A 24,464-nucleotide genomic window follows, 5' to 3' on the forward strand; every position below is an offset into this window, starting at 1 on the left:
CGCTATCGCGTCGCGCTGGGCCGCCGCAGTGGTGTCGTGCCTGGTGCGCCGCGCGGCGCCGGACCCACGCGAGAGGCCCCGCCGATCAACGGCGGGGCCTCTCGAATGATGCGTGGGACTAGAGGGTGACGCCGAGTGCGTCGAGGGCGGCATTGAATTCCGGGATCTCCGTCGGCGGAACCTCGATGAGCGTGGCCAGGTTGCGGTAGAACGGGCGCACCGAAGCGGGGTCGCCGCCCTCGCCCAGCACGAACTCGACGATTCCCTGCTGCTCGAGTGTCGCTCCGCCGAGTCCGGCGTGGGCGAATCCCGTCGACGGGGCCGAGACGGTCAGCACGCTGCGTCCTTCGACCGTCTCGGAGTCGAGAGCGTAGCGGTGCAGGTGGCCGCTGCCGAACGCTGCGAGATGCACCCCTGACAGTGCATCGAGCAGACGCTCCCTGGACTCATCAGGGATGGCGATGTTGTGCTCGGTCATCTCGGGGTGGGGATTCCACACGGGCTTGTGACAGAACACGATCGTCGGGCGGTCTCCGATCTGCCCCGGAAGAGTCTCGAGCCATGCCCATTGCGCGGCTTCCTCGGGGAGCCCGCTGCCCATGATCTCGCTGTTGAAACCGACGAATGCCCAGTCGCCGGCGAGCTCGAGCCAGTGGTCAGGACCGAACACCGCGCTGAACGCCGCGACGCGCTCGCTCGTCACCGTGAGGCCGGCCCAGGCGTTCTCCGGGCGCTCTCCCACGTCGTGGTTGCCGGGGAGGACACGCAGCGGAGCCTGAATGCCCGAGAGCAGCGCGGCGGCCGCGGCGCGGTCATCGGCGTCATCGGGGTCGAGGATCGCGACATCGCCACTGTGCACGACGAACGTCGGATCGATCTCGTTGATGAGGGACACGAACTTCTGAAGGTTCTCGGATGTCGCGCCACCCAGGCGCGAGATGTGGGTGTCGGAGAGCTGGATGATCTTCATGGGGATTCCTCTCTGGATGGGTGGATGGAGGGTTCAGCGCAGGCCGGATCGCACGAACGCATCGACGATGTGGCGCTGCAGAAGGATGTAGATGAGGAAGATCGGGAGGCAGGCCAGCCCGGCGGCGGCCATCACAGCGCCCCAGTTGTCGCCCTCTGCGCCAAGGAAGCTGCGGATGCCGATCTGGATGAGGGCGTTCGACTGGTGCTGGAAGATCAAGGACGGCCACAGATAGTTGTTCCACGCCTCGATGAAGAGCATGATGCCGAGCGCCGCGAGCCCTGCGCGCATGTTCGGCAGCACGACCTGGATCAGGATGCTCCAGTTGTTGCGACCGTCCATGTGCGCCGCATCGATCAGCTCTCTGGGGAAGGCCTGCATGTGCTGACGCAGCAGCATGACCCCGAACGCCGAGCACAGGTTGGGCACGATGACACCGCCGATCGTGCCGAGCAGGCCCAACTGCGAGATGAGCACGTAGTTCGGGATCATCGTGACCTGGAACGGCACGAGCCACGAGCCGATGAACAACAGGAACAGCACGTTTCGGCCCGGGAACTGCCACATCGCGAAGCCGTAGGCGGCGAGAACGGCGATCACCAGCTGGCAGGCGGCGACCGCCAACGACATCATGAACGTGTTTCCGATCATGCTGAGGATCGGGATCTCGTGCCAGACGGTTGTGAAGTTGTCCAGCGAGAGCGGCCACGGGAACGGAGTCTGCGCCGTGGCGTCGACGGGCCTGCGGAACGCGGTGGCGAACATCCAATACACCGGAAGGATGGCCGCTAGTGCCACGACCGCCAGTACGACGTGCCCGACGATGCGCATCGTCAGGGCTCGAGCATGCCGGGCGGCATGAGCGCGACTGTCTGCAGCGGGCGACGCGGAGCGAAGAGTGTGCGAAGCCGGGGACGGACGCGATGGTATCGCCGCGTCGGGTACGGAGACGAAGGCCATGATGGCTCCTAGTTGTCGTAGAAGGAGAGGCGATCAGACAGTGTCACGAGGCCGAGCGCGATGAGACCGAAGACGATGAAGAACAGCGTGCCGGCGGCCCCGGCCGTGCCGGCATCGAAGTTCTGGAACCCGATCTGATAGAGCAGGTAGTACACGTTGGTCGTCGAATCGCTCGGGCCGCCCTGCGTCAGGATGTCGATCATCGGGTAGGTCCACTGCGCGGCCAGCAGGATCGTCATGAGCAGGAGGAAGACGATCGTCGGCGACAGCAGCGGCAGCGTGATGCGGCGCAGAATGGTCCAGCCGTGCGCACCGTCGACGGATGCCGCGTGGGCGTAGTCCGGGTTGATCCCCGCGATTCCCGCTGACACCACGAGCACCCCGAAACCGAGCATCTGCCAGCCGACGATGACGATGATCGCCCAGATGGCGCCGCTCGGGCTCCGGAGGACGTCGCCGATGTTGACGCCGAAGTGCTGGAGCACCGTGGGGATCGCGCCTCCCGACGACGACAGCAGCCAGCGCCAGACCGCGGCCGCCGCCACCGGCGTGACGAGGAACGGCACGAAGATGATCGCCTGGTAGATCGTCTTCGCCCGTCCGCCGACCTGACGCGAGAGCAGCGCGACAGCGATCGGAAGCACCACCGAGAACACCAGGAAGGCTCCGATGTAGATCAGGGTGTTGATGACGGCTTGGCGCAACTCAGGAGAGGTCACGATCGAGGTGTAGTTGCTCACGCCGGCAGGTGTGAGCGGTTGAGTCGGCAGCAGATTCCAGTTGTAGAACGACAGCTCGAAGGTCTGAATCAGCGGCCGGTAGACCCACACGCCGAGGAGCAGGAGCGCAGGCAGCACGTAGAGGTACGGTGCGATCGGTATGCGACGTCGTTTGCGGCGCTGTCGGCCGCTCGTGGCATCCGCGACCCGGACAGGCTGCGTGTCGAGCACGAACATGGCGGGATCCTCTTCAGTTGATCACTCGGCAGAGACGGATGCCTGCACAGCTGCCAGCTGATCCTCGGGAGTCATCGCGAGGAACCTCGCCAACGATTCACCCGACATCTCGTACGTGGTCGGGAACTGTCCGATCGGCACGACGGAGTGTTGCACGTGGTCGCCGTAGACGTGAATGAGGTTGTACGACTGGGCGCCGGCCTGGCCTCGCGCAGCCGGATAGGGCATGACGAGGTCCTGGGTGTAGCAGGTCGCAGAGGCGACGGAGACCGGAATGCCGGCGAACGTGTCGGTCGTCGAGTAGTGAAGGTGGCCGCCGAGGATGCCTCGCACATCGGTGCCGCGGATGACGTCGGCCAGCCTCGGCTGGTCGTGGAGCTCGAAAAGCCTGATCAGGCCCAGGTGGCTGGGCACCGGCGGGTGGTGCAGAGCGAGCAGGGTACCGTCAGGCGCCGGAGTGCTCAGCTCGTGTGCAAGCCAGGCAAGCTGCTCCTCCGTGATCTCACCCCAATGCTGGCCCGGGATCGTCGAATCGAGCGCGATGATGCGCAACCCGTTCACGTCGTAGACCTTGTCGTATGGCTCGGTCGTGCCGTCCTCGCCGAGCAGGCCTGCACGGAAGGCCGCGCGCTCGTCGTGATTGCCCATGACCCAGATCAGCTCGGCGCCGTAGCGCTCGGCGATCGGCTCGACGAGGGCACGGATGCGCTCGTAGGCGTCGGGAGCTCCCGTGTCCGCGATGTCCCCTGTGAACACGATCGCCTCAGGGCGGGTGTTGGACTTCTCGAAGCCCTCGAACAGCTCCTGGAGATTCGCGTCGCTGTCGACGATCTCGTGCAGGGGCTCACGGTTCTGCACGAAGTGGGTGTCGCTGATGTGAAGCACGAAATGGTCGGGGGTGGGGTACTCGCTGTAGTCGGGCATGTCGCTTTCTTTCGTCGGTGCTGGTGTCGGTGCTGGTGATCGGGCTTCACACGAGGAGCATCGTCGAGAGGGCGGTGAGCTCCTCGTCGGTGATGCCGTGAGCGCGGAGGTAGTCGGCGGGGGATCCCCATTCGGAGTCCCACCGGGAGATGACCCGCGTCAGCTCGGAGGCCGGGCTCGCGGTGACGATCTCGTGAACGGCCGGGCTGACGGGGCCGCCCGCGAGCTGCATCTTGTCCAGCATGCGGGTGGCCCATTCCCCGGAGAGGTTGGCCGACGTCTGTGCGTAATCGGCCACGACCTCCTCGCGGTCAACCCCGGCGGCGAGGAGTGCGAGGGCGACGACCAGGCCTGTGCGGTCCTTGCCGGCAGTGCAATGCACCAGCACCGCGTCGTCGCCGGACGAGGCGATGAGCCGCACGGCATCGGTCAACTGCCGGCCGTGACCGTCGACCATGACGTCGTAGACGGCCTCGAGCGTCAGGTCGTCTCCCGCCAGCTCGACCGGCTGATGCGAGGCGGTGAAGATCGGCGCGTGAACGATCTCCACGTCCGCATCGAGCCTGGTCGGGCCGGCGGCGACCTCGTCGTCTGTGCGCAGATCGACGATGCGGCGGATGCCCAGGTCGACCAAGGCTTGCCTGCCGCTCTCCGTCAGGCCGTTGAGGGCATCTGACCGGTAGAGCTTGCCGGAGCGAACGGTGGTGTGACCGGCTCGGTAGCCGCCGACCTCCCGCAGGTTGTATGTGCCCTCGATGGGCAGCGGGCCCACGGTGGTGTCGGTCATGGTCGTTCTCGTCTCTTGTCGTCGTGAATCGTGGTGTTGTCGTGAATCGGGCGTCGTGCCCTGGCAAGCCGGACTACTTGACCAGTGCTTGTGCCTGTTGCTGCGCGGCCTGCATCGTGGTCTTCGGGTCCTTGCCGTAGTAGACGGAGTCCTCGACGGCCTTGCTGAAGATCGTGCTGATCTGGCTGTAGTTCGTGCCCGGGTACGATTCCCACGGCTGCAGGTGCTGCAGCTGGGCGATGTTCGGCGCGACGAGCGGGTTCGACTTCGCCCACGCCGCCAGCGGTCCGTTGCCCTGGGTCATCGTGTCGCGCAGCGGCAGGTAGCCGATCTTGGTCGAGATCTGCTCGTACGCGGTCGGGCTGGTCATGAACTTGATGAACTCCCATGCCGCGGCCTGTTTGGCGGGGTCCTTCGACATGATGAACAGGGCTGAACCGGAGTTCGTCGGAGCGACCGGCTGGTTGCCGAAGGCGGGCAGGGTCGTGTTCTTCAGGTCCCAGCCGCCGGCCTTTGCCCCGGCCATGAACATGCTCTGAAGCGCCGAGGTCTGCACCTGGATCAGCGACTGCCCGGAGGCGAAGGCGTTGTACATGCTGGTGGAGTCGAGGTTCTGCAGCAGACCCTCATCGTTCAGCTTGCGCATCTCCTCGACGGCCCCGACCGAGCCGGAGTCGCCGAACTCGATGGTCTTGTGATCCGAGCTGACGATCTTGCCGCCATCCGACTTGATGATGCCCTGCATGCACCAGTCGCCGCCGGTTACCGTGCACGAGATCGTCAGCGGAGGCTTGCCCGTCTTGGCCTTGAGCTGCTGCGCCACCTTCTCGACGCCATCCCAGGTGGAGAAGTCCGGATTGGTGATGCCGGCCTTCGCGAGCGCAGTCGCGTTGTACCAGAGCACGGGGGTCGAGAAGACGTAAGGAATCCCGTAGGTGACGCCGTTCCAGTCGCCCAGGCTGGTCGCCTTCGGGTTCATCGGATACGTGCCGCCGAAGGCATCCTTGACCGCCTTTGTGCCGACCAGTTTCGAGATCGGCTGTGCGCCGAGGTCGTTGGCGATGTAGTCGAGAGCGTCGAAGGTGAGCTGCGCGACATCCGGAGCCTTTCCGGCGAGCATCTCGGTCTGCACGCTCGAGACGTAGGAGGTGTTCGCGCCCGCCGCGGCGGTCGGCGCCTGGCCCGTCACCGTGATGTTGGGGTGCTCCTTCTCGAACTCCTTGATCAGGCCCTGGATCGTGTCGGTCCAGGCGCCCGCCTGGGCGAGGTTGTAGCTCTCGAACGTGATGGAGACCTTCTGGTTCGGTCCGAGGGTGGGGATGGTTGCTGTTGAGGCGGCGGTCTGGCTGGTGCCCGTTGCACCGGTGCTGACACAGCCGCTCAGAGCGACGGCGGCAACGGCCGTGACCGCCGCGATGGCGATCACGCGAGAGGGAATGCGCATGGTGGTAGTGCTCCTTCGGGGGAGATCGAATGGGGGAGGAAGGTGCGAGTAGGGGAAAAGGTCAGGCGGGAACCGCGACGCGCGGCTGCTCCTGTGCGACGGCATCCGGGTCGGGCACCCATTCGAGGCGACGGCCGGTCGTACGGTCGAACAGGTGCACGCGCTCGAGCGGAGCTCCAAGGGTGATGCGCTCGCCGCGGAGGTAGTCGGTCTGACGACCGCCGCGGGCGGTGAGGAGTCGCTCGCCGGCACGCAGGTAGATCAGCTGCTCGTTGCCGAGATTCTCAACGCGCTCGATCACGCCCTCGACGCGAAGTGCGGCGGTGGAATGGTCCTCTGCTCGCAGGTGCTCGGGTCGAACGCCGATCACCACGTTGCGCTCGTCGGTCTCGCCCTTCCAAAGCAGGGCTTCGATGCCGGGAGCAGTCGCCGTGATGACGCCGGCGAGCGAGTCGACGATGCCGTCGACGAGGTTCATCGGAGGACCACCGACGAAGCCGGCGACGAAGACGGACGCCGGTCGGTCGTAGACCTCCTCGGGCGCGCCGATCTGCTCGATTCGCCCGGCGTTCAGCACGACGATCTTCGTGGCCATCGTCATCGCCTCGACCTGATCGTGCGTGACGTAGACGAAGGTCGCCGACAGCCGATCGTGCAGCTCGCTGAGCTCCTGTCGCGTTGCCGTGCGCAATTTTGCGTCGAGGTTCGATGGGGGCTCATCCATCAGGTAGGCGCTGGGCTCGCGAACCAGGGCACGACCGACGGCGACTCGTTGGCGCTGTCCGCCGGAGAGCTCGCGCGGCTTGCGTCGAAGCAGTTCGCCGAGGCCGAGCGCGGCCGCGACCTCGCGCACGCGGCGGGCGCGCTCCTCCTTCGGCATCCGCAGAACTGCGAGCGGGAAGGCGAGGTTCTTCTCCACGCTGAGGTGCGGGTAGAGCGCGTAGCTCTGGAAGACCATCGCGAGGTTGCGCTTCTTCGACGGCAGGGAGGTCACGTCCTGGCCGTCGATCATGATGCGTCCGGAGGTCGGGTCGAGCAGGCCGGCGATCATGCGCAGCAAGGTGGTCTTGCCGCACCCACTCGGTCCGAGCAGAACGACGAAGTCGCCATCCTCGATCGTCAGGTCGACCTCGTCGACGGCTCGGTGGCCCTTGAACTGCTGGGTCAATCCCTGGATCTCGATGCGGCTCACGGCTGCTCCTCATACGAAGTAATGGAATTCCGTCAACAGCTTTGTTCAGGAATATTCGTTACTTGAGCATGGTGCGAGTCGAAGGTGAACGGCGCGCAAAGGCGAGGGGAAGCCGCATCGCCGATTTCGACAACGCGGAGCACGGCAGCGGTGCGCCTGTGATGCGCGTGCGAGGTCTCTGAGATCAGGACAGCGTGCAGGGGCCACCAGGCCGCCCTGCCCGGACGCCGTGAGAGTCTCAGGCGAGGTCGCCGGAGGCGTCTTCGTTGTCGTCGGTGGTGTCGCGCCCGACCACGATCATGACCTCGTCCATGACATCCGGGTCGGAGGCTGGGCGTCCGGCGGCCGCCGACAGAGCGAGCTCGAGGGCTGAGAAGAGGAGCACATGGGCGACGTTGCCGGTGATGAGTCCGGTCGACCACTGTGAGATCGAGGCGCCGCAGACCAGCGTGATGTCGGAGAGCTCGTGCAAACGCGAGCGCTGGTAGCTGGTGACGCCGATGACTGTTGCGCCGGCCTCGACTGCGGCCTCGGCGGCGCGCAGTGTGACGCTGTTGGATCCGCTTCCGCTGATACAGATGCAGACATCGCCCTCGGTGAGTCCCCTGGCTGACAACTGCTGCACGACGGCGTCGGCAGGCGCCTCGCCGGGACGGCTCGAGATCATGAATCCGAGCGACGCCAATTGAGCGATCGGTGCCGATCCGCCGTTGCCGACGATGAGCAGGCGCGACGCCTTCGCGATCGCGGACACTGCTCGATCGAACTCGTCGAAGTCGAGTGGAGCGAGCGCGTTCGCCAGGTCTTCGCCGGCGGAACGGAACATGGCGGGGACCCAGTCTCGCGGCGCACCATCGCCATCGACGACCGCGGCCTCCCGGCGGGAGGGCAGATCGCGCAAGAGCAGCAGCCGCAGGTGCTGGAACCCCTTGAACCCAAGGCTCTGGCAGGCGCGGATCACCGTGGCAGCCGACGTTCCGGTGCGCGTGGCCAGATCTGCGGCGGACATCATCGCGACGTCTTCCGGGTGCTCGATCGCCTCGCGAGCCACGCGCTGCTCGCTCGGCACGAGCGCAGGGATCACGGATTCGATGTAGCTGAGCGTCCCGCCGACCGGCGGGTCGGCGCGCTGGCGATCGATCATAAACCCGTGTCTACCACGAGCAGGCGACGGGAGTGTTCGCGCAGCCAGACGTGAGCCCGCCTTGGCGGCGCACCACTTCGCTACGCGGCGGCCCGCACCTCGCGCAGGGCGATCGCCGTCGCGATCGCGGCATGGGCGGCCTCGGCGCCCTTGTCCTCCTTGGAGTCGGCGAGTCCCGCCCGATCGAGCCCCTGCTGCTCGTCGTCCAGCGTGAGCACGCCGAAGCCGACCGGCTTCCCGGTGTCCAGCGCGACCCTGGTCAGCCCGTCGGTTGCGGCCGACGACACGTACTCGAAGTGCGGGGTTCCACCTCGGATGATCACGCCCAACGCGACGACGGCGTCGGCTCCGGCATCCAGCGCGGCCTTGCTCACGACGGGGAGCTCGAAGCTGCCAGGGACGCGCACGAGCGACCACGTCGCACCGGATGCCGTCAGCTCCCGCTCGGCTCCGGCGATGAGGCCGTCGGTGATGGCAGTGTGCCAAGTGCCGGCGACGACCACGATCTTCAGTCCTGTCGCGTCAAGTCGCTCGTTCTCGGGTGAGCCAGCTCCGCTCATCGGGTGGTGCCTTTCTCGTCGATGTTGTGGTGGTCGGTATTCCGGTGGTCCGTGTTCCGGCGATCGGTGGCCGCTGCGCGCGCGGCGACGTGGTGGGCGAGCAGCTCGTCGTCCGCGGTGGCGGCGGCATCCCGCTCGAAGTCGTCGTCCAGTTCGGACAGCTCGGAGTCCGCGACGGGCAGAAGGTGCCCGAGCCGGTCGCGCTTCGTGGCCAGGTAGCGCTCGTTGAGCGCGCCGAGGCCCACGACGAGCGGAACGCGCTCTTCGATCGTGACGCCGTGCTCCTTGAGCTGCTTCACCTTGTCGGGATTGTTCGTCAGCAGCCGTACCGAGCGGATGCCGAGATCGGCGAGAATCGCGGATGCCGCTCCGTAGTCCCGCGCGTCGATGGGCAGACCGAGCGCGAGGTTGGCGTCGAGCGTGTCGAGTCCCTCCTCCTGCAGGCGGTAGGCGCGCAGCTTGTTGATCAGGCCGATGCCCCTGCCCTCGTGGCCGCGCAGGTAGATGACGACGCCGCCGTCGCGCTGGATGGTGTCGAGTGCGGCATCCAGTTGCGGTCCGCACTCGCACTTCAGCGACCCGAAGGCCTCGCCGGTCAGGCACTCGGAGTGCACGCGGACGAGCACGCCCGACTCGCGGATGTCGCCGGCGATGATCGCCACGTGGTCCGCGCCCGTCGTGCGGTCGCGGTAGGCGCGCACCCTGAATGGGCCATGCGTGGTGGGAACCGTGGTCTCCACCTCGAAGATCACCCGCGACGACTCGGGAACGGGATCCACCGGGTCGAGAGGCGCGTCGCAGTGGAACTCCTGCAGGTAGGCGATCAGCGCCTCGATGGTGATGACGGGAACGTTTTCGCGTGCGCCGAACTCGATGAGTTCGGGCAGACGCATCATCTCGCCGTCGTCAGCGACCACCTCGGCGATGGCTCCGACAGGCGTCATGCCTGCCAGCTTGAGCAGGTCCACTGCCGCCTCGGTGTGACCGTCGCGCTCGCGAACGCCGCCGTCGACGGCGCGCAGCGGAACGATGTGTCCCGGCCGGTGCAGGCTGCGGGGCGTCGAGGACGGGTCGGCGAGAACCCGCAGCGTGTGCGCCCTGTCAGCAGCGCTGATTCCGGTGGAGAGCCGGTCGGCGGCATCCACAGTGATCGTGTAGTTGGTGCCGCGCGAGTCCTCGTTGTCGACAACCATGACGGGCAGCTCGAGCTTGTCGGCGAGCTCGTTCGTCATCGGCGCGCAGACGAAGCCCGACGTGTGCCGAATGGTCCACGCCAACCACTCCTGTGATGCGGTCTCGGCGGCGAGTATGACGTCGCCCTCGTTCTCACGGCTCTCGTTGTCTGCGACCAGCACCGGGCGGCCGGCGCGCAGTGACTCGAGTGCCTCTGGGATGGTTGCGAGCGTCATACCGCGCTCCCTTCTGCGGATGCCTGTACGTGGGTCGCCGTGGTGGCGCCATCCTGCGCGGTGTGCGCGATGGCGAGCATCCGCTCGACATGGCGGGCGAGGATGTCGGTCTCGACGTTCACGAGGTCGCCGACCGCGCGCTCGCCGAGGGTGGTGGCCGCGAGGGTCTCCGGAATGAGTGAGACTTCGAACCACTGCGCCGGGGCATCCGCGTCGCTCACCGCCGAGACGGTCAGCGAGACGCCGTCGACAGCGACAGACCCCTTGCGAACGACGAGTGCGGCGAGCTCGGCGGGCAGGCTGAACCGCAGCACACGCCACGCCTCACCCTGGGTGACGGCGAGCAGGGCGGCGGTGCCGTCGATGTGGCCCTGCACGATGTGTCCGCCGAGCCTGTCGCCGACAAGCGCGGCGCGTTCCAGGTTGACGTTCGTGCCGACCGTCGCGGCGTCGAGCGTGCTCACCGCGAGGGTCTCCGCCATCACGTCGGCGGTGAACCAGTCATCGCCCTGATCGACGACGGTGAGGCAGACTCCGCTCACCGAGATGGAGTCGCCGTGCCTCGCCCCCTCGACGGCGAGCGGTCCCCGCACGGTGATGCGCGCCGCATCGGCGCTGCGGTCGACGGCGATGATCTCGCCGCGCTCTTCGATGATTCCGGTGAACACAGTCACGCTCCTTGCCGGATGGATGCTGGGCTTGATGTCGTCTGTCGCGCGGAGTCGACGGCGATGTTGTCGAGGCTCTTCGCTGACGGATTGCGTGCGACGACGAGAACGTCGTTGCCGAGCCGCTCGACCCGATCGAGGTCGAGGGCGAGCTGGTCGGAGATGGTGGCGACGCCGATGTCGGCGAGCGCAGTACGCGGGCCGCCGAGGAGGGTCGGCGCGAGGTAGACGTGCAGCTCGTCGACGAGGCCGGCGCGAACGAACGCGCTCGCAAGGGCAGGCCCGGCCTCGACGTAGACGTTGCGGATGCCGCGCTCGCGCAGCTCCACGAGAGTTGCGCTGAGGTCGTGGCCGGGGAGGAAGATCGCCGGCTGTGGATGCCTATGCACGGCGGCATCCTCGGGCACGACCCGATCGCCGAGGACCACAGGCACGGGCTGGTGCTCGAGCAGTTCGCCGGCATCCCCTCGCGCTGTGAGGCTCGGGTCATCGATGAGCACCGTTCCCGTTCCGACAACGATGGCGTCGGATGCCGCGCGCTGCTCGTGCACGTGCTGCCTGGCCGCAGTGCCGGTGATCCACCTGCTGGTGCCGTCGGCCGCCGCGATGCGCCCGTCGAGGCTGCTCGCCCACTTGAGCGTGACGTAGGGACGACCGAGGCGGGCGGCAGTGAGCCAGTCCTGCAGGAACCGAGTGGCGGCATCCGCTTCGACGCCCGCGATCACCCCGACTCCCGCGTCGCGCAGTCGCTGAGCACCGCCGCGTGATGCGTGGCCTGGATCGTCGACGGCGTAGACGACGCGCGCGATGCCGGCCTCGATGAGCGCGACGCTGCACGGGCCGGTGCGACCGGTGTGGTTGCACGGCTCGAGGGAGATGACGGCGGTCGCGCCGACGGTGTCCGACGGGGCCAGCTTCGACAGTGCGTCGACCTCGGCGTGCGCGGTGCCCGCGCCGCGGTGCCAGCCCTCGGCGAGCAGCTCGCCGGTGGGGGAGAGGATGACGCAGCCGACCCGTGGGTTCACGCCACGAGCGGGGCCGAGCGCAGCCAGCTGAAGGGCGCGGTGCATCGTCGCCTCATAGCCTGTGTCGGTCATCCCGGTCTTCCGTTCTCAGAACCTGCCGACCTGGTGGCCGGCGGGGCGGAACCCCGGGGTTGTCGGATATCGCCGACGGCACGGACGCTGACGCGGCCGTGCGTGTGCTGCCTCCCATCCGGACTCTGCCACGGACGGCTTTCGCCGTTCGTGGCATCACCGTCGGTGCCGGAATTCCACCGGCTCAACCTCGACTCGACTTCGGCCTCCGCCGTGTCTCAGTTCGCGGACTTTCACCGCCGGTTCGGACTCTCACCGACCCCGGAGCACTACGTACACCCTAGCGAAACGCGCACGCCGCCGTCGTATTCCCCGTCACACACCGCCGCACGCCCCACGCGTCACCCCGGGTCACCTCGCGTCACACCCCGACGCGGTGCATAACTCCTGCAGATTCGACAACTGCTGGGCGGGCGACCGCGAGATCTCGCGGATCTCGCCGCCCCCCTCGGGCAAGTTGCAGGAGTTATGCGCACAAAGGCTGTTGTCCACACGCTTGCTGCGACGGGAGTTGTCCACAGAATCCGTCGAGTCGACCGCCGCGATGCCCGCTCACACACAGGTTTGGAGAGTGAGCTGGGATGAGGCGTTTGCGATTGCTGGGCGTTCAGTCTTGAGCAGAGCGGAACTTCTGGGGCTGGGGGCAACCGGTCGATCTCTGACCTTGGCCGTCCGCGGCGGCGGTCTCCAGCGCCTGCGAAGAGACCATTACGCCCTGCCCACGCTCGAGTCGCAGGTTGGAGAAGCAGTACGGGTGGGCGGTCGAATCTCGTGCGTGACCGCCCTTCGCAGCTACGGCGTCTTCGCGTTCGACAATTCGGCGCTCCACGTGCATGTCGACCGCGAAGCGAGCCGGCTACGGTCGCCCAAGAGTCGTCGGGCACCTCTCACCAAGGTCAACCGAGGCTCGACGGTGCTCCACTGGTCACCGCTCGTCGATCCACATGGCGGCGATGAGCATCGGATCGGGCTGCGCGACGCACTGGCTCACACTGTCATGTGCCAAGACCCACGGCACGCGATTGCCTCACTCGACAATGCCCTTCACCTCGGTCTCATCGACGACGATGACGTTTCAGCGATCTTCGCCCACCTGCCGAACAAGTACGGATGGATGCGGGCGAAGCTGAATCCATTGGCAGAGGCGGGGCAAGAAACGGAACTGCGGCTGCTTGTCGAAGCTGCAGGTTACAGGTATCAGATTCAGCAGAATCTGCCGGGACTGGGCCGCGTAGACCTCGTGGTCGAGGACGTGCTCGTGGTCGAGGCGGACAGTCGCGCCCACCACGACGGCTGGGAGCACCACGTGCGGGATCGGCGCCGTGACCTCATCGCGGCTCAGCTGGGCTACGCGTCCCTACGTCCCGCGTACCAGCACACGATGTATGAACCCGACCTGGTGACCCAGTCCATCGTCGCCTTGGTCACTGCCCTGACTCGGTGAGTCACGCTGAGAGGTTCCGGCTCTCCTTCCCCACGGTTCATAACTCCTGCAATCCGCAAGGACCTCGGGATGGAGTCCCCGTGTTCTGGCGGATTTCCGAGCGCAGCCGTCGAAATTGCAGGAGTTATGCACGTCGGGAGTCGTCCGGCAGGGGCGGCCCGGGGGCGGTCGGAGTGCGGGCCGGGGGCCCGGGGCGGGCCGGAGTGCGGGGCCGGGGGCGGCCGGGGTGCGGGTACCGCGGGGGAGGGGCTACGCCAGCGCGGGCGGCAGGTCGGCGAGGGACGCGATGCGGATGACGCCCAGCTCGTCGGCTGCGGCGCGTTCGTCGTCCGCGACAGCCGCGGCGTACCGGTCGAGCCATACGCCGGTGAGGCCGGCACGTGCTGCTCCGATGGCGTCCGTGCCGAGCCGATCTCCGACGTAGACAGCGTCGGCCGGCCGCACGTCGAGACGTTCGCACGCCAGCTCGAAGATGCGGACGTCGGGCTTCGTGACACCCACAGAGCCGGATGCAACGATGTCGTCGAACTCCGCCCGGATCCCGACGGCGTCCACCTTTCGCAGCTGGAAGTCCTCCTCGCCGTTGGTGATGAGCCCGAAGCGCACGCCGGGAAACGTGGTGCGCAACGTGTCGAGGCAGGGGAGCGCGTCGTCGTGCAGCCGCCAGCTCTCGACGTAGTGCTCGAAGTACGAGGCGAACCAGGTGCCGGCCTCCTGAGAGGTGAGTTCGACGCCGTGCCTTGCCGCGTAGTCCCGCGCGCGCAGGCGGCGGTTGTCCTCGAAGCTGATCTCCCCGGCCAGGTACCGGTGGTAGTGCATCTCTTCCAGCCCGCGCCACACGAGCACCTCGGCCGCGGCGTCGGAGGCGTCGTACGGATGCCCGAGCGCCCGCACGTGCGCCAGAATCCCGGCGTCCACCGCACTACGGTGCGCGAAGAGGGTGTCATCCAGGTCGAACAGCACCGCGCGGATGTCGGTCACGACGTGGACTCGCCGTAGGCGTCTTCTGGCCAGGCCCCGGAATCGTCGCGCTGGTCATCCGCAAGAAGCGAGGCCTGCCACTGGTCGACGCGCCGTCCGCGCTGCACTCCGCCGAGACGTTCGAGTCCTTCGTACCGGAAGCCGAGCTTCCTGGCCACGGACGCCGAGTCCACGTTCGGCAGGAGGGCGTGCCAGACGATCCGCTTCAGCTCGAGCTCCCGGAATCCGAACGTGCAGACAGCCTCAGCGGCCTCGGTCATCAGTCCGGCACCGCGATGCTGCGATCCGAGCCAGAAGCCGAGCTCGGCGGCGTCATCGCGGTGGCCGTCCAACCCGATCATGCCCATCACGGTGGAGTCCTCGCCCGATCGCAGCGCCCAGGTGTGCCCGCTGCCTGACTCCCAGGCACGCTCGATCATCCCGATGAACCCGACGGCGTCGTCGCGCGAGTAGGGCGAGGGCACGGTCGTCCAGCGCTGCACGCCCTCGTCTTGGCAGAGCACGGCGATGGTGTCGACATCCGCCTCGGTCGGCGGCGACAGCACCAGGCGTTCGGTGCGAAGCGTGACCGGTTGCACGATGCGCCCCTACAGCCGTACCCGGCGCAGCAGGCCGACCCGCTCGTACGCCTTCGCCAAGGTCGCCTCCGCGACCTCGTTCGCGCGATCGGCGCTCGCGCCCAGCAGCCTGTCGAGCTCGGCCGGGTCGGCGAGCAGCTCGAGGGCCCTTGCCCGCACCGGCTCGAACTCGCCGATGATCACATCGGCCAGCCCCTTCTTGAGGTCGCCGTAGCCGCGGCCGTCATACTCGTTCGCGATGGTCTCGATCGACTGGCCCGACAGCGCCGAGTAGATCGCCAGCAGGTTCGAAACGCCCGGCTTCTCGCCGCGGTCGAAGCGCACAACGCCATCGGTGTCTGTGACGGCCCGCATGACCTTCTTGCGCGTCACGCTCGGCTCGTCGAGCAGCAGGATGAGCCCGGCAGGGGAGTCCGTCGACTTCGACATCTTCGCGGTCGGCGTCTGCAGATCGTAGATGCGGGCGATGTCCTTCTGGATGATCGCCCTCGGTACCACGAACGTCTGCCCGAAGCGTGAATTGAACCGCTCGGCGAGGTCACGGGTGAGCTCGACATGCTGCCTCTGGTCGTCGCCAACGGGCACCACCTCGGCGTCGTAGAGCAGGATGTCCGCGGCCATCAGCACCGGATACGTGAACAACCCCACGCTGGTCGCATCGCTGCCGTAGCGTGCCGACTTGTCCTTGAACTGGGTCATACGTCCGGCCTCGCCGAAGCCCGTGATGGTGTTCAGCACCCAGGCGAGCTCGGCGTGCGCCGGCACGTGCGACTGCACGAACAGCGTCGACTTGGCGGGATCGATGCCCGCGGCGATGTACTGGGCGGCGAGTCCGCGGGTCTTCTCTGCGAGCTCCTTCGGGTCCTGCGCCACGGTGATGGCGTGAAGGTCGACGACGCAGAAGAACGCATCGTGGTCTTCCTGCAGCTGTCTCCACTGGAGAAGCGCGCCGATGTAGTTGCCGAGGTGCAGCGAATCGCTCGACGGCTGGATGCCGGAGAACAGGCGTGTCTTGGTCATGGGAAATCTCTCGAATACTGGTGGAAGAAGAGTGGGGGTGAGGCTGCGCGAGCAGTCTCAGATCGCGTAGTCGACGACGACGGGCGTGTGGTCGGAGAACCGCTCCTCGTACGACGCTGCCCTGTCGACTGTATAGTCGGCGACCTTCGCGGCGAGCTTGGGCGTGGCGAGCTGGTAGTCGATGCGCCAGCCGGTGTCGTTGTCGAACGCCTGTCCACGCCAGGTCCACCAGGTGTACGGCCCGTCGACCTCGCCCGCGCGCTTGCGGCCGATGTCGACCCAGCCGTACCCGGCTCCGTCGTTGTAATGCTCGTCGTCTTCGGCGCCCATCAGCTTGTCGAAGTAGGCGCGCTCCTCCGGCAGGAAGCCTGCGCGCTTGACGTTGCCCTTCCAGTTCTTGATGTCGAGGGTGCGGTGCCCGACGTTCAGATCGCCCATCACCACGGCGAGCTCGTCGTGTTTAGCGAGGGCCTTCATGCGGGCATCCATGGCATCGAGGAACCGGTACTTGTAGACCTGCTTCTCTGTGCCGGCCTCGCCGGAGGGAACGTATGCGCTCACGACGGTGACGATCGTGCCGTCCACCTCGTAGTCGGCCTCGAGCCAGCGGCCGGCCGTGTCGAAGTCTTCTTCGCCGAGCTCGACGCGGTGGATGGATGCCTTGCCGCGGCTCGCCAAGGCCACGCCGGCGCGTCCCTTCGCAGTGGCGGCGTCGTGCAGGATGTCCCACTCCTCGCCGAGCAGCCCGGTGAGGTCGTCCGTCGACGCTCGCACCTCCTGAAGGGCCAGGATGTCGACCCCGCGCCCGTCGAGCCAGCTCGCCATGCCGCGGCGGTAAGCCGCACGGATGCCGTTGACGTTGACGGTCGCGATGCGCAGGGGACGGCGAGATGGCATGGGTCGAGTTTAGTCGGCACCCCCGACGCTTCCGCCGCGTCGCTCGGGCACGCGACCACCCCGGCCGAAGCGTTCTACCGGGCTTGCCCCGGGTCATATGGACCGCTGTCGGTCCACCATTTGCGCTTGCCGGGCAGTGCGGGCGGCGGCTCGGCCTCGATGCGGCGCAGCTCGTCTGCGGCATCCCGCACGCGACGGTTCGCGAACCATTTGGAGAGCCACCGCGCCGACGCGGCGTGCGCTCGCTCATCCTGCAACCGCGTCCTGGCGATCAGCAGGCGCGCTTCGCGCTGGGCCACGGCCCGCTCGTATGCGACCTGCTCCGGGCTGAGCTTGCGCGGCTCGAGACCCCGGTCGAACATCCCGACCGCGATCCAGGCGGCGGCAAGAAGGATGATGCGGCAGATGAAGTTGAACCAGAGAAGCAATCCGACGAACACGGCGAAGGTCGCGAGCAGTGGGTTCTTGCTCGCGCCGCCGATGATGAGGCTGCTGATCGCGCTCAACGCGCTCAGTGCGACAGCGCCGATCAGGGAGCCGACGACGAGCGATCGCCACGGGATGACCACCCTCGACAGCACGCGGTACATGGCCGCGAGCGTGATGAAGTTCAGCCCGATCGACACCGCGAAACCGATGATGTAGCCCGAGACGCTGGTCCATGGTGAGTCGGAACTGATGCCGATGAAGTCCAGAAAGGTGCTGAGCGCCTCCGTCGTGATCACAGTCACCGTCGCCGACGCGACGAGGAGCACCCCGAAGAGGATGGAGAGCCCGAGGTCGGTGACCTTCTGCAGCGCGTAGTTTCGGGAGTCACGTGCGAGGTCGAACATGGCACGCACCGCCTGGCGCGTGTAGTACAGCCAGGCGATGGCGGTCCAGAGCAGGCCGACGATGGCGATGAGGCTCGTCCACCCGAAGGTGGTACTGAGGGAGCGCAGCGCGTCTTCGCTGACCACTCCTGGATGCTCGCTGTCCGTGCCGATCAGGCCGGGGACGGCGTCGTTGATGATGCCGACCAGGGCGTTCATCAGGTTCGGATTGCTGGTGAGCCAGATCCCGGCAACGGAGAACCCCACCCACAGCGCGGCGAAGACGGCGAACAGCGACTGATACGACATTCCGGCCGTGCGCAGGTTGCCGTCGTTGTAGGAGAACTGGATCCAGACCCGGTAGGGCTTGAGCCGGGTCACCCACTGCCACCACCCGCTGACCCGCCTGACCGGTCCGCGCAGTCGATCGCGCAGTGGGTCCGCTATCTCCTCGAACCGCTCGGCGAGCTGCCCGCGTTCCCGCGCCGCCTCCGTCTTGAGCTGCTCGATCCGATGGTTGTCGTGCGGACTCTGCGCTTCGCGCGCGCTCTGGTCGTGATGTGCGCCGCCGTCGGGTGTCGTCCCGACGGCGGTCTCCGGCGCACTCGCCTCCGACGAGGCATCCGCCGACTTCACGTTCCGCCGCGCCACGGCATCAGCCTAGAGGCGATTGAGGCGAGAGCCGTGCGAGCTTGCTCGCATGGCCGAGCCGATTGAGCCTCTGAGTGGCGGCGCCGCGATAGAGGCGATTGAGGCGAGAGCCGTGCGAGCTTGCTCGCATGGCCGAGCCGATTGAGCCTGTGAGTGGCGGCGCCGCGATATTGGCGATGGACGCGATCGAGGAGGCTGCGCCTCTTCGTGTGCGAAGGCATGCGTTCAGCGGCATAGGCTGGTGCCCGTGTCGACCCAGATCACCGGCATCGGCGTCGGCCACGGCATTGCCGTGGGTCCTGCGCTGCGCATGCCCGACCCGATCGGCGAGCCGCCCGACGTCGAATCGCAGGCGGAGGCGCTCGACGAGTACCGGCGTGTCGATGACGCGCTGGCCGCTGTGACCGTCGAGCTCGTCGAGCTCGGACGTCGCGCAGGCGGCGATGCCGAGGACATCCTCGAGGCGCAGTCGCTGATGGTGCAGGACCCGGCGGTCGTCGACGACATCCGCCAGCGGGTCGGCGACGGCAAGACCGCCGAGCGCGCCGTGTACGAGGCCTACGAGGGCTACGCACGAGTGCTCGAGGGGCTCGGCGACAACCCTGCCGCACGCGGAGCCGATGTGCGGGATGTCGCACGTCGCGTCATCGCGCGCCTGCTCGGCGTCGAGCTGCCCACGGTGCCGGATGCTGAGTCGCCGTTCGTGCTCGTCGCCTACGACCTCGCTCCCGCGGACACCGCAACGCTCGACCTGTCGAAGGTGCTCGCGATCGTCACGCGCGACGGGAGCAATTCCTCGCACACGGCCATCCTTGCTCGCAACAAAGACCTCGTCGCGGTCGTCGGGGCCGCGGGCTGCGATGCGATCGTGAACGGCCAGACCGTCATCGTGGACGCAGAATCCGGCAACGTGATCACCGACCCGGATGCGGCGATGCTGGCCGCGACCGCCGAGCGCGGCGGACGGGTCGTCGCGGCGCGTCCGCTCACCCCTGGCGCGCTCGCGGACGGAACGCCCGTGCCGCTCCTCGCCAACGTCGGCTCTCCTGAGGACGCGGTGCCGGCGGTGGCTCAGGGCGCAGAGGGCGTCGGCCTGTTCCGCACCGAGTTCCTGTACCTGGATGCCCGCACCGCACCATCCGTCGAGTTCCAACGCTCCCGCTATCGCGATCTGATGACCGCTTTCTCCGGCCGCAAGGTGGTCGTTCGCGCGCTGGACGCGGGCGCAGACAAACAGCTCGCGTTCCTCGGACACACTCACGAAGAGAACCCGGCCCTCGGCCGTCGCGGCATCCGTGCACTCCGCGAACACGAGGGCGTGCTCCGCGATCAGCTCAGCGCACTCGTCGGCGCACAGGAGGACACCGGAGCCGACCTCTGGGTGATGGCGCCCATGGTGGCCGACGTCGACGAGACCGTCTACTTCATGAACGTCGCCCGCTCGCTCGGCCTCAGCACGGTCGGCGTCACGGTCGAGGTGCCGTCGGCCGCTGTGCTGGCAGACCAGGTGCTCCCGCTCTGCGACTTCGTGAGCATCGGCACGAACGACCTCACCCAGTACACGCTTGCCGCAGACCGTATGCTCGGCTCGGTCGCGCAGTACCAGGACCCGTGGCATCCGGCGGTGCTGCGACTCGTCAAGATGGTGGGGGATGCCGGCCGAACCTCGCACATCCCGGTCGGTGTGTGCGGTGAGGCGGCGTCCGACCCGCTGATGGCGATCGTGCTCGTCGGGCTCGGCGCCGAGGACCTCTCCATGTCGCCGGGAGCGCTCGCCGATGTGCGCGCGACGCTTTCCCGCGTGACCCTGGTCCAGGCCCGTGAGCTGGCCGAACGCACGCTTCAGCAGACGAGTGCCGCCGCAGCGCGCGCCGTCGTCGCCGACGCGCTCGCCTGAGCCGCCCAGGCGTCGCAGCCGACCTTCGTGGCTGGCCCGCGCACCCATAGGCTGGAGGAATGGACGTACGGAACCTTCCCATCGACCAGCAGTCGGCAGAACGACTGGCCGCCGACGGCCTGAGGCTCGGCCTCGTCGACGCGACGGATCCCGTCGCACTGGCGGCATGGGACGAGGCCGACTATCGCGGCTTCCACGACTCCCGGCCAACGCAGGATGTCATCGACCAGCACGTGCGGCACACGGCATACCGCCGCACGAGCGGGGTGTGGGATGCCGCCATCCCCGAGCCGGACGTGCCGGTCGCCACGGTCTCGAGCTGGGCAGACCAGCTCTCGGTGCCCGGCGGAACCGTGCAGTCGTGGGGGATCAGCTCCGTCACCGTCTCGCCGACCCACCGGCGGCGCGGCATAGCCCGTGCGCTCCTCGAGGCCGAGCTGCGCACCGCGGTCGCCGCCGGAGTGCCGCTCGCATCACTCACCGTGTCGGAGGCGACGATCTACGGTCGCTACGGATTCGGCCCTGCAACCCAGATCGCCGATCTCACGATCGACACCAAGCGTGCGGGATGGAACGGTCCGAGCGCGAGGGGACGCCTCGGCTTCGTCTCCCTGCAGGCGCTCGCCGACACCGCCCGCGGCATCGCACAGCGGGCGCACACAACCACCCCCGGCGACTTCGTTCTCGACGACCAGCTCTGGGGTGGTGCCGTCGGCGTGCTCGGCGACCGTGAGAAGCAGAACTCGTCGCTGCGTTCGGTGCGCTACGACGACACGAACGGTGAGCCGCAGGGTCTCGTGGTCTACAAGGTCACCGAGAACAAGGATGACTTCACGAAGAACTCCGTCGACATCCGCTACCTGCGCGCAGCCACCGACGAGGCGTATGCCGCCATCTGGCGCTTCCTGATCGAGCTCGACCTCGTCGCCACGGTGCGTTATGAGGTCGCATCGGCAGACGAGCCCGTTCTATGGATGCTCCGCGACCTCCGTGCGGCAACGGTCATCCTCCACGATCACCACTGGCTTCGCATCCTCGACCCGAAGACCGCACTGGAGGCCCGCACGTACGGCGCACCCGGGTCGCTGGTGATCGGTGTCGACGACGACCTCGGGTTCGCGCGCGGCGTCTTCCGGCTCGAGGTCTCCGCCGACGGCTCGGCGATCGTCACGCCCACGGATGACGCACCGGACCTGACCATGGGCGTCGCGACGCTCTCGGCGCTCTACCTCGGCGGCCCGAAGGCGACGACGCTGGCACGTGCCGGCCGCGTCGCGGAGCACACGAGGGGCGCGCTGTCGCGCTTCGACGCGGCGTTCCGAACCGACGTGACGCCGTTCCTCAGCGTCTGGTACTGAGCGCCGGCCCGCGTATCGCCGTGGGTCGAGGAGCACGCCGAAGGCGCGCGTCTCGAAACCCGCCTAGGCGTGACTGCCGTGGCACGGGTTTCGAGATGCGCCGCTACCCGGAGCTCCTCAACCGGCGGTGGGGGTGCCTCGCCTAGACGCGCCCGCGCATGATGGCCTGCTTCACTTCGGCGATCGCCTGCGTGACCTGGATGCCGCGGGGGCAGGCATCCGTGCAGTTGAAGGTCGTGCGGCAGCGCCACACGCCTTCCTTGTCGTTGAGGATGTCGAGTCTCACCTGCGCCTGGTCGTCGCGCGAGTCGAAGATGAACCGGTGCGCGTTCACGATCGCCGCCGGACCGAAGTACTGACCGTCGGTCCAGAACACCGGGCAGCTCGAGGTGCACGCCGCGCACAGGATGCACTTGGTCGTGTCGTCGAACCTGGCGCGGTCGGCGACGGACTGGATGCGCTCCTTGCCCTCCGGCGGTGCCGAGTTGGCCTGCAGGAATGGCTGCACCTCGCGGTACGAGGCGAAGAACGGGTCCATGTCGACCACGAGGTCCTTCTCCAGCGGAAGGCCCTTGATGGCTTCGACGTAGATGGGCTTCTGCACGTCGAGGTCTTTGATGAGGGTCTTGCACGCGAGGCGGTTGCGGCCGTTGATGCGCATCGCATCGGACCCGCAGACGCCGTGGGCGCACGAGCGGCGGAACGTGAGCGAGCCGTCCTGCTCCCACTTGATCTTGTGCAGCGCGTCGAGGATGCGGTCGGTCGGATACATCTCGACGTCGTAGTCCTGCCAGTGCGGCTCGGTGTCCACGTCGGGATCGAAGCGCCGGATGATCACGGTCACGATGAACGACTTGATCGGTGCCGGGGCCTCTGGTGCTGGCGCGTCAGCGACGACGGTGGACATCTAGTACTTCCTCTCCATCGGCTGGTAGCGGGTCACCACGACGGGTTTCCAGTCGAGCTTGATGTGGTCTGCCGCGTTCGACGAGTGCGGGTCGCCGGTGAGGTAGGCCATGGTGTGCTTCATGTAGTTCTCGTCGTCGCGCTTCGGGAAGTCGTCGCGCATGTGCCCGCCGCGGCTCTCCTTGCGGTTGCGGGCGGAGAACACGACGACCTCTGCGAGGTCGAGCAGGAAGCCGAGCTCGACGGCCTCGAGCAGGTCGGTGTTGAACCGCTTGCCCTTGTCCTGCACCTGCACGTTGCGGTAGCGCTCGCGCAGCCCGTGGATGGTCTCGGTCACCTGGGCGAGCGAGTCGTCCGTGCGGAACACCTGGGCGTTGCGGTCCATCTCGTCTTGCAGTTCCTTGCGGATCGCGGCGATCCGCTCGGTTCCCGTGCCGCTGCGGAGCCCCTCGATGAGGTCGTGCACTCCGGCAGCCGGGTCGTCGGGCAGCGGCACGAAGTCGGCGGTCTTCACGTACTCGACGGCGTTGCGCCCGCTGCGCTTGCCGAACACGTTGATGTCGAGCAGCGAGTTCGTGCCCAGGCGGTTCGAGCCGTGCACCGAGACGCAGGCGCATTCGCCGGCGGCGTACAGTCCAGGCACGACTGTCGTGTTGTCGCTCAGCACCTCTGCGTTGTTGTTGGTCGGGATGCCGCCCATGGCGTAATGAGCCGTCGGCATGACCGGAACGGGCTCGACAACCGGGTCGACGCCGAGATAGGTGCGCGCGAACTCGGTGATGTCCGGCAGCTTCGTCTCCAGCACCTCTGCGCCGAGGTGCGTGCAGTCCAGCAGCACGTAGTCCTTGTTCGGGCCCGCACCGCGACCCTCGGCGACCTCCTGAACCATGCAGCGGGCGACGATATCGCGCGGCGCCAGGTCTTTGATGGTCGGTGCGTAGCGCTCCATGAAGCGCTCACCTGAGGCGTTGCGAAGGATGGCGCCCTCACCGCGAGCACCCTCGGTGAGCAGGATGCCCAACCCGGCCAGCCCGGTCGGGTGGAACTGGAAGAACTCCATGTCTTCGAGCGGAAGCTGCTTGCGCCAGACGATGCCCACTCCGTCGCCCGTGAGGGTGTGCGCGTTCGACGTGGTCTTGTAGATCTTGCCGAAACCGCCGGTGGCGAAGATGACCGCCTTGGACTGGAAAACGTGCAGCTCGCCGGTGGCGAGCTCGTAGGCGACGACACCTGCAGGGCGGCGCACCCCGTCGACCTCGCCCATGATGAGGTCGAGCGCGTAGAACTCGTTGAAGAAGTTGATGCCGAGCTTGACGCAGTTCTGGAACAGCGTCTGCAGGATCATGTGGCCGGTGCGGTCTGCTGCGTAGCAGGCGCGTCGAACCGGCGACTTGCCGTGGTCACGGGTGTGCCCGCCGAAGCGGCGCTGGTCGATCTTGCCCTCTGGCGTGCGGTTGAACGGCAGGCCCATGTTCTCGAGGTCGATGACGGCGTCGATCGCCTCCTTCGCCAGGATCTCTGCCGCGTCCTGGTCGACCAGGTAGTCGCCGCCCTTGACGGTGTCGAAGGTGTGCCACTCCCAGTTGTCCTCCTCGACGTTCGCGAGCGCGGCGGCCATGCCGCCCTGCGCCGCGCCCGTGTGGGAACGCGTCGGGTAGAGCTTGGAGATGACGGCCGTCTTCGCGTGCGGCCCTGCCTCGATGGCTGCGCGCATGCCGCCGCCGCCCGCGCCGACGATGACGATGTCGAACTGGTGATAGTGCACGCCGTCGATCACGGCTCCGTCTGCGATCTGTTCAGTCACGTGGG

At 67.4% G+C, this 24,464-nt stretch carries 22 protein-coding genes and 1 riboswitch; of the genes, 3 read left to right on the top strand and 19 right to left on the bottom strand.

The features are described 5' to 3' along the window. Positions 1-118 precede the first annotated feature (118 nt). From ACYVDN_RS00415 to ribD, 12 genes are all read right to left on the bottom strand, one after another. Positions 119-970, bottom strand: coding sequence for a metallophosphoesterase family protein (locus ACYVDN_RS00415; protein ID WP_460567334.1), 852 nt, complete (start codon positions 968-970; stop codon positions 119-121). Between the two features lie 33 nt (positions 971-1,003). Further along, positions 1,004-1,801 (bottom strand): carbohydrate ABC transporter permease, encoded by a 798-nt coding sequence (locus ACYVDN_RS00420; RefSeq protein ID WP_460567336.1) that lies wholly within the window; start codon positions 1,799-1,801, stop codon positions 1,004-1,006. Between the two features lie 137 nt (positions 1,802-1,938). Next, positions 1,939-2,886: a carbohydrate ABC transporter permease gene (locus ACYVDN_RS00425; protein WP_460567338.1), complete on the bottom strand. Its 948-nt coding sequence runs from the start codon at positions 2,884-2,886 to the stop codon at positions 1,939-1,941. A 21-nt stretch (positions 2,887-2,907) separates the two neighbouring features. Next, entirely contained in the window at positions 2,908-3,810 is a 903-nt protein-coding gene (locus ACYVDN_RS00430; protein WP_460567340.1) for a phosphodiesterase, read from the bottom strand. A gap of 46 nt (positions 3,811-3,856) precedes the next feature. Further along, positions 3,857-4,597: a tyrosine-protein phosphatase gene (locus ACYVDN_RS00435; RefSeq protein ID WP_460567342.1), complete on the bottom strand. Its 741-nt coding sequence runs from the start codon at positions 4,595-4,597 to the stop codon at positions 3,857-3,859. Between the two features lie 73 nt (positions 4,598-4,670). Further along, complete coding sequence (locus tag ACYVDN_RS00440) at positions 4,671-6,041, bottom strand: type 2 periplasmic-binding domain-containing protein (protein ID WP_460567344.1); 1,371 nt, start codon at positions 6,039-6,041, stop codon at positions 4,671-4,673. 61 nt (positions 6,042-6,102) lie between these two features. Then, positions 6,103-7,233, bottom strand: a complete 1,131-nt coding sequence (locus ACYVDN_RS00445) for an ABC transporter ATP-binding protein (RefSeq protein ID WP_460567346.1) — start codon at positions 7,231-7,233, stop codon at positions 6,103-6,105. A 238-nt stretch (positions 7,234-7,471) separates the two neighbouring features. Beyond that, complete coding sequence (locus tag ACYVDN_RS00450; RefSeq protein WP_460567348.1) at positions 7,472-8,377, bottom strand: MurR/RpiR family transcriptional regulator; 906 nt, start codon at positions 8,375-8,377, stop codon at positions 7,472-7,474. A gap of 80 nt (positions 8,378-8,457) precedes the next feature. After that, complete coding sequence (ribH, locus tag ACYVDN_RS00455) at positions 8,458-8,937, bottom strand: 6,7-dimethyl-8-ribityllumazine synthase (RefSeq protein ID WP_460567350.1); 480 nt, start codon at positions 8,935-8,937, stop codon at positions 8,458-8,460. Next, positions 8,934-10,346 carry a bifunctional 3,4-dihydroxy-2-butanone-4-phosphate synthase/GTP cyclohydrolase II gene (gene ribA, locus ACYVDN_RS00460; RefSeq protein WP_460567352.1) on the bottom strand — a complete coding sequence of 471 codons (1,413 nt, stop codon included), beginning with the start codon at positions 10,344-10,346 and terminating at the stop codon, positions 8,934-8,936. Before ribA ends, ribH begins: the two co-directional genes overlap by 4 nt. Beyond that, positions 10,343-11,014 (bottom strand): riboflavin synthase, encoded by a 672-nt coding sequence (locus ACYVDN_RS00465; RefSeq protein ID WP_460567354.1) that lies wholly within the window; start codon positions 11,012-11,014, stop codon positions 10,343-10,345. Before ACYVDN_RS00465 ends, ribA begins: the two co-directional genes overlap by 4 nt. A gap of 2 nt (positions 11,015-11,016) precedes the next feature. After that, on the bottom strand, positions 11,017-12,111 hold the full coding sequence (gene ribD, locus ACYVDN_RS00470) for a bifunctional diaminohydroxyphosphoribosylaminopyrimidine deaminase/5-amino-6-(5-phosphoribosylamino)uracil reductase RibD (protein ID WP_460567356.1): 1,095 nt from the start codon (positions 12,109-12,111) through the stop codon (positions 11,017-11,019). Positions 12,112-12,213: 102 nt separating this feature from the next. Continuing rightward, positions 12,214-12,383, bottom strand: a riboswitch (FMN riboswitch). A 299-nt stretch (positions 12,384-12,682) separates the two neighbouring features. Here ribD and ACYVDN_RS00475 point away from each other — a divergent pair. After that, positions 12,683-13,555, top strand: a complete 873-nt coding sequence (locus tag ACYVDN_RS00475; RefSeq protein WP_460567358.1) for a DUF559 domain-containing protein — start codon at positions 12,683-12,685, stop codon at positions 13,553-13,555. A 249-nt stretch (positions 13,556-13,804) separates the two neighbouring features. On the opposite strand, the gene ACYVDN_RS00480 is transcribed toward ACYVDN_RS00475, so the two are convergent. The 5 genes from ACYVDN_RS00480 to ACYVDN_RS00500 form a co-directional block, all read right to left on the bottom strand. After that, the gene (locus tag ACYVDN_RS00480; RefSeq protein ID WP_460567360.1) at positions 13,805-14,536 is read right to left on the bottom strand and encodes an HAD family hydrolase; all 732 of its coding nucleotides are present in this window, start codon (positions 14,534-14,536) and stop codon (positions 13,805-13,807) included. Beyond that, a complete protein-coding gene (locus ACYVDN_RS00485; RefSeq protein ID WP_460567362.1) occupies positions 14,533-15,114 on the bottom strand; it encodes a GNAT family N-acetyltransferase in 582 nt (193 codons plus the stop codon). Before ACYVDN_RS00485 ends, ACYVDN_RS00480 begins: the two co-directional genes overlap by 4 nt. 9 nt (positions 15,115-15,123) lie before the next feature. Further along, positions 15,124-16,134, bottom strand: a complete 1,011-nt coding sequence (trpS, locus tag ACYVDN_RS00490; protein WP_460567364.1) for a tryptophan--tRNA ligase — start codon at positions 16,132-16,134, stop codon at positions 15,124-15,126. Between the two features lie 57 nt (positions 16,135-16,191). Beyond that, entirely contained in the window at positions 16,192-17,031 is an 840-nt protein-coding gene (locus ACYVDN_RS00495) for an exonuclease/endonuclease/phosphatase family protein (RefSeq protein WP_460567366.1), read from the bottom strand. A gap of 74 nt (positions 17,032-17,105) precedes the next feature. Further along, complete coding sequence (locus ACYVDN_RS00500) at positions 17,106-18,494, bottom strand: YihY/virulence factor BrkB family protein (protein WP_460567368.1); 1,389 nt, start codon at positions 18,492-18,494, stop codon at positions 17,106-17,108. Positions 18,495-18,741: 247 nt separating this feature from the next. Between ACYVDN_RS00500 and ptsP the strand changes: the two genes are divergently transcribed. Together ptsP and ACYVDN_RS00510 are read left to right on the top strand one after the other, a co-directional pair. Further along, positions 18,742-20,391 (top strand): phosphoenolpyruvate--protein phosphotransferase, encoded by a 1,650-nt coding sequence (gene ptsP, locus ACYVDN_RS00505; RefSeq protein WP_460567370.1) that lies wholly within the window; start codon positions 18,742-18,744, stop codon positions 20,389-20,391. A 59-nt stretch (positions 20,392-20,450) separates the two neighbouring features. Further along, positions 20,451-21,749 carry a putative GNAT family N-acetyltransferase gene (locus tag ACYVDN_RS00510; RefSeq protein ID WP_460567372.1) on the top strand — a complete coding sequence of 433 codons (1,299 nt, stop codon included), beginning with the start codon at positions 20,451-20,453 and terminating at the stop codon, positions 21,747-21,749. A gap of 142 nt (positions 21,750-21,891) precedes the next feature. On the opposite strand, the gene ACYVDN_RS00515 is transcribed toward ACYVDN_RS00510, so the two are convergent. Further along, a complete protein-coding gene (locus ACYVDN_RS00515; protein ID WP_460567374.1) occupies positions 21,892-22,656 on the bottom strand; it encodes a succinate dehydrogenase iron-sulfur subunit in 765 nt (254 codons plus the stop codon). Beyond that, positions 22,657-24,459, bottom strand: coding sequence for a succinate dehydrogenase flavoprotein subunit (gene sdhA, locus ACYVDN_RS00520; RefSeq protein ID WP_460567376.1), 1,803 nt, complete (start codon positions 24,457-24,459; stop codon positions 22,657-22,659). Positions 24,460-24,464: the final 5 nt, after the last annotated feature.

The organism is Humibacter soli, from assembly GCF_054779035.1.

What these genes read in the sequence shown, in the direction of transcription:
- ACYVDN_RS00415 (WP_460567334.1), bottom strand. Translation starts at nt 970, where the DNA reads ATGAAGATCATCCAGCTCTCCGACACCCACATCTCGCGCCTGGGTGGC.
- ACYVDN_RS00420 (WP_460567336.1), bottom strand. Translation starts at nt 1,801, where the DNA reads ATGCGCATCGTCGGGCACGTCGTACTGGCGGTCGTGGCACTAGCGGCC.
- ACYVDN_RS00425 (WP_460567338.1), bottom strand. Translation starts at nt 2,886, where the DNA reads ATGTTCGTGCTCGACACGCAGCCTGTCCGGGTCGCGGATGCCACGAGC.
- ACYVDN_RS00430 (WP_460567340.1), bottom strand. Translation starts at nt 3,810, where the DNA reads ATGCCCGACTACAGCGAGTACCCCACCCCCGACCATTTCGTGCTTCAC.
- ACYVDN_RS00435 (WP_460567342.1), bottom strand. Translation starts at nt 4,597, where the DNA reads ATGACCGACACCACCGTGGGCCCGCTGCCCATCGAGGGCACATACAAC.
- ACYVDN_RS00440 (WP_460567344.1), bottom strand. Translation starts at nt 6,041, where the DNA reads ATGCGCATTCCCTCTCGCGTGATCGCCATCGCGGCGGTCACGGCCGTT.
- ACYVDN_RS00450 (WP_460567348.1), bottom strand. Translation starts at nt 8,377, where the DNA reads ATGATCGATCGCCAGCGCGCCGACCCGCCGGTCGGCGGGACGCTCAGC.
- ribH (WP_460567350.1), bottom strand. Translation starts at nt 8,937, where the DNA reads ATGAGCGGAGCTGGCTCACCCGAGAACGAGCGACTTGACGCGACAGGA.
- ribA (WP_460567352.1), bottom strand. Translation starts at nt 10,346, where the DNA reads ATGACGCTCGCAACCATCCCAGAGGCACTCGAGTCACTGCGCGCCGGC.
- ribD (WP_460567356.1), bottom strand. Translation starts at nt 12,111, where the DNA reads ATGACCGACACAGGCTATGAGGCGACGATGCACCGCGCCCTTCAGCTG.
- trpS (WP_460567364.1), bottom strand. Translation starts at nt 16,134, where the DNA reads ATGACCAAGACACGCCTGTTCTCCGGCATCCAGCCGTCGAGCGATTCG.
- ACYVDN_RS00495 (WP_460567366.1), bottom strand. Translation starts at nt 17,031, where the DNA reads ATGCCATCTCGCCGTCCCCTGCGCATCGCGACCGTCAACGTCAACGGC.
- ACYVDN_RS00510 (WP_460567372.1), top strand. Translation starts at nt 20,451, where the DNA reads ATGGACGTACGGAACCTTCCCATCGACCAGCAGTCGGCAGAACGACTG.
- ACYVDN_RS00515 (WP_460567374.1), bottom strand. Translation starts at nt 22,656, where the DNA reads ATGTCCACCGTCGTCGCTGACGCGCCAGCACCAGAGGCCCCGGCACCG.